The organism is Pseudomonas sp. GM80 (genome assembly GCF_000282515.1).
GTDB lineage: Bacteria > Pseudomonadota > Gammaproteobacteria > Pseudomonadales > Pseudomonadaceae > Aquipseudomonas.
Window position 1 is genome coordinate 1 of sequence record NZ_AKJD01000124.1, and the last position, 3,846, is coordinate 3,846.

4 protein-coding genes and 1 pseudogene are annotated in these 3,846 nt (G+C 54.2%); all 5 read left to right on the forward strand.

Features of this window, described 5'->3' with window-relative positions:
- Positions 1-288 (forward strand): DUF6124 family protein (locus tag PMI37_RS19115; protein WP_008083874.1); only part of this gene is annotated, 288 nt, incomplete at its 5' end.
- A 116-nt stretch (positions 289-404) separates the two neighbouring features.
- Positions 405-571, forward strand: a pseudogene (locus PMI37_RS32560) (DUF6124 family protein); the annotation flags it as partial.
- 139 nt (positions 572-710) lie between these two features.
- Entirely contained in the window at positions 711-2,252 is a 1,542-nt protein-coding gene (locus PMI37_RS19120; protein ID WP_008083875.1) for a phospholipase effector Tle1 domain-containing protein, read from the forward strand.
- Positions 2,252-2,905: a DUF2931 family protein gene (locus PMI37_RS19125; RefSeq protein ID WP_008083876.1), complete on the forward strand. Its 654-nt coding sequence runs from the start codon at positions 2,252-2,254 to the stop codon at positions 2,903-2,905. Before PMI37_RS19120 ends, PMI37_RS19125 begins: the two co-directional genes overlap by 1 nt.
- Before the next feature lie 506 nt (positions 2,906-3,411).
- The gene (locus PMI37_RS19130) at positions 3,412-3,777 is read left to right on the forward strand and encodes a DUF6124 family protein (RefSeq protein WP_008083877.1); all 366 of its coding nucleotides are present in this window, start codon (positions 3,412-3,414) and stop codon (positions 3,775-3,777) included.
- Positions 3,778-3,846 lie beyond the last annotated feature (69 nt).

Below are 3,846 nucleotides of genomic sequence, written 5' to 3' on the forward strand. Positions count from 1 at the left end.
TACCTTTTACCAGCAGGCACGAGCAAACCCGAACCCTACAGCCCCAGCAACATGTTCATGGTCAACCCGCAAACCGACACCGAATCATTACTGGCAAACGCCTGCGAGTCCCTGGCATCGGCAACGGTAATGCTCGGCGATTTCGCCGGAACGCTGGACGGGCCGAATCGCCACACCTTGCAAGGCATCGCTCAAGTAGTGATGTTGGGCGAATTGGCGGTCAACAAGGCGTTGGATAACGTTGAACTGAAGCAGCCAGTTTCAGAGGTCGCAACCGGAATGAAATAGTCCGAGCAGCCCACAATCTGTGGCGAGGGGAGCTTGCTCCCGATCAGGCGCGAACTTCCCTTTGTCACTAAACCAGCGAATCAAACAAGACCGGCGTGCTTTTCGAAAATAAATCCGTCGCCAACGACAGCAAAGCCCTCGGTTCGGCCAGTGAAATGCTCATCAACTTCGCCCCGAGTTCGACAAGTCCCACCGCAAGACTGCGTTCGGCATTGCGCAGAACGTGATGCTCGGCGAACTCGCAGTAAATCAGGCGTTGGACAGCGTAAAAATCGCCCTCTGACCACCCACCGCGACGAGGGGAAACCCTCGTCACTAAACGCGGTCTGAACAACGCTGGCACAGGGCCACGGCTTGTGCCGCGCAGTCTCGACTGTCACCCTTCGCGCCGTTCTTCAAGGATCAGAACAAGGAATCAAGGATTGAGTGGTTACGTCCCCAACCCACCAAAAAACCATCGCTACGCAGAAGCCAAACCCGTCGATATTCATGCCCAGCGTTGGGCTGAGTATGAGAAGCACGGGAAAGAGCCAGCGCGTGAACCTGAGAAAGTCGGGATCGCTCTGAGGATTGGGGTGTTCTTCGATGGCACAGGCAACAACGCAAATAATGCTGCCGCAGGCCTGATCTGTGGTGCGCATCACCCTATTGCGCCCAAAGACATTCCTGCTAGCTGCCAGCCGTACATGAGTAATCCGGACAGCAGCTACGGCAATGATGTCAGCAATGTAAAAAAGCTGAGTGACCTGTACGACACGCCTGAAGTAGCTGAAGGCGCGGGACCACGCAAGCAAGCTTTCCGCATGGTGTATGTCGAAGGTATTGGCACCCGAGCAGGTGAAGAGGACAGTACGTTGGGAGCGGGCGCCGGGCGAGGCGAAACGGGTGTTGCAGGCCGCGTTCAATCTTCATTTGTATTGATAAAACAACGTATCAAGGAGGCATTGGACGAAAATCCGGGCAGCGAAATTACATCGCTCACCTTCGACACGTTCGGCTTCAGTCGTGGCGCAGCCGCCGCGCGACACTTCGCAAACGAAATCGTACGCGGCAAACAAGGCCCATTAGGAGAGATCCTTCGCAGCGATTCTGATCGCTTCAGTCCGACCTTCAGCGAGCAATATAAAAGCGATATCAACATGGGCTTTATAGGCTTGTTCGATACGGTGCCTTCAATTGCTGGCTGGTCGAATTTGGGGAACATCAAAAGCGCTGTCGCGACAGGTATCAAGCTTTACCTGGACAGGCGGTTTTTCACGGATGTTGTCCAATTGGTCGCGCGAGATGAATGCAGAGGTAATTTCGCCCTCAGTCGAGTAGCAATGGATCACCAGGAAATTGTTTTGCCTGGCGTACATTCCGATATTGGTGGGGGTTATCTTGAAGAGGCCAATGAGTGTGTACTCGTCAGCCCGATGCAAACTCTTGAAGTTTCCCTTCACACAGATGTCGTCAGCACCTCGATTTACCGAGACGCGGTAAATGTCAGAAATCAGTGGCTCGACAAAGGCTGGCCCGCTGAAATGCTGGAAATCGTTACGCCTCCTGCACTTCTGATACCGAGTAGTCCGCAGGACAGATTGAGTCCGGGCGTCAAGCGCGTCTATGCTGCCGTACAGCTCAAGCGTCCTGTAAGCGGAATGCTGGCGATAGTCTGCCTACGGGTGATGCATCAACAGGCGAAAGCAAAAGGAGTGCGTTTCAACGATATTCCTGAAACTGAAGAGTTTGCCGTTCCGCCAGAACTCCAAGCCTTATGCGATCGGTTTGTCTCGGGGGACTACAGCACCACGGAGCAGGACGAGCAAATGCTAAGACTCAAATACATCCATACCTCCGCCAATTGGAACCACCCACTTGGGCGACGAGACGGGAGTGGCGTGAAGGCGGTATATATCAACGCCCCCACGTCAGATGGAATACGCGTGAAACATCCGCACGTACCTGACTGGACGCTTTGGTAATGAAGTTACTCGCAACCCTGCTGTGCAGCCTATTTGTGAGCGGTTGTCACGCTGACCCGCTATCAGCAAAAAACGACCCCAAATCACCATGGTGGGAGCTCGGGTTTACCGAGCCTCGCTACATGAAGGTCTGGGTTGAGGACACTGCCGTTGAAGACATCAAAGGAAAGACGTTTCTTCGTACGGGAAAGGGATCAGCATCGGGTGGGCAGCCAGAAGATGGAACAGAGTCGGCGCGAGGTTGGCACGGTGTGGGCAGCTCCGCGAAAGCAGTAGTGGGTGCTGATCTCCCGAAACGAATCTTCGTTCGCTGGCAGTCCATCGTAGAACCTCAAACCTATCGAGCCTGGGTGGATATACCCGAAGAGGCCAGACAACTGATGCTGACATCGGTGAATCAACGCTGCGCGAAAACTCCAGACCAGACAGCTACCTATATATCTTCGGTCTATCTGGGTTTAGCTCCCGGCGGTGCCATCCAGGTTTGGGTAAGAGACTCATGTCACCATCCGGTCGAAGTGGCGAAAGCTCAGGCTGAGATTGAACCACTGGGGCCGAGTCAGGGGAAAACCCAAGGACGATACGCCTATCCCGTCAGTGAGAAGTCCAAACGGTATATCGAGAAGTGGGGCATTCCTTACGGGAGTTGGTAAACCGTCATGCAATAAAGGAAAAGGGCGGTGGCAGGATTTAATCGTGGTCTGACGCCGATTTCTTCCCGGGACCTGTGCGGCTGGATCAGTAACGGTTTGTAGGAAAACACCACGAAGGAGGCGGGCGTTTTCCGCGCGTAAACGTAACGCTCAAAGCGCGTTTAAATTACACGAACTGTTACGCCATAAAGGCTACGTCAGCTTGCGCCGTTGCCTACGCCTACTACAGAATCCGCCGGCATACGCCGCTATGGGGCGGGCTATATCGTTTCCCGGTCACTGCAAAACAGTGACCGGGTTTGGTAGCCCGTTTCATTTACAGTTATGGCGTCGCCTTATTCAGTCTCTTTTTTGAGGCTGGCTTTATATGGTGGCCATGCGTGGGGCTCCTTCGGGGGCGCCGGGTTTACTGTTTTGACCGGTCTACCAACCCACATATGGCCGCCACCCATCGTTTGGTAGCGAGAGTGATGGCTCCTCAATAAGTTTTAAAACAGGTGTCATCTATGTTCAAAGTAACGCCAAACCCACCGGATGCCGATCCGATCCCGTACGACCCAACGCTTGAACCTCAAAAGATAAAAGAGGCGACCGACCGCGCCATCAACTTCTATCTCAACCCTGGCTCACTGAAACTCTCAATCCCCTCCCGCAAGTCCAGCAAGATCTTCCTCGTCGACCCCTCCGTGGACGAAGAAACCTTGCTCGTCGAAGCCTGCGAATCGTTGGCAGCCGCCAGCGACATGGCACGTGACATCGGCGACGTCGTCGACCACTCCCAGCGCCGAGCCATGCTGATGCTGCATCAAGTGATCATGCTGAGCGAACTCATGGTCAATCGAATACTGGATAGCCGCCGCTTACCCAACTAGCCGACAGACCATATGAAGGGCCCCCTCCCTTCATACACAAATCAGAGTTCCATGTAGGAGCTGCCGCAG